Raw genomic sequence first — 612 nt, forward strand, 5'->3', positions numbered from 1 at the left:
TGTGCAGCGGGGCCGATGTCTTGCCGACCGCCCTGCGTACATAAGCCAGTGTTTCGTCGTGATCTTTCGCGACCGAGTCCAGCACCTTCTGATCGTCGCCAACAAGTGCTGTGATCGAACGGTCTTCGTTTCGCTTTGAAATCGGGCGCGCCTCGGACGTTGTCGTCACAACCCGCCATTCGTTTCCGTCGCGCTCAAGCAGCATGTCCAGCAGGCCAAGATGTGACCCCCAAAATCCGCCCATCACCGCCGGTTTGCCCATCAAGGTCCCCTTGTCGACATCAATGCCGGGACGATCAGCAAAGGTAGCGGACGGGAATACGAGGTGATTGTGCCCGGTCGCCAGCGCGTCGATGCCATCGACCCCTGCCAAAACGACCGACGCATTTTCCATTCCATCAGCGTGATCCGCATCCCCAATGCCGGAATGCGACAGGGCAATGATCAGATCACACCCTTGTTCTTGCATCTCGGGTACGTAAGCCTGCGCCGTTTCGACTATGTCACGCGCCTGCACGTTGCCTTCCAGATGCTTGCGATCCCAGTTCATGATCTGAGGCGGAGTAAATCCGATGACACCAACCTTGATCGGATGCTTGCTGCCATCCCCCA

At 57.8% G+C, this 612-nt stretch carries 1 pseudogene; it reads right to left on the bottom strand.

The features are described from left to right. A pseudogene (locus tag ACR0EL_RS22500) lies at positions 1–612 on the bottom strand (2',3'-cyclic-nucleotide 2'-phosphodiesterase); the annotation flags it as partial.

This window comes from Ruegeria sp. AH12 (genome assembly GCF_056541465.1).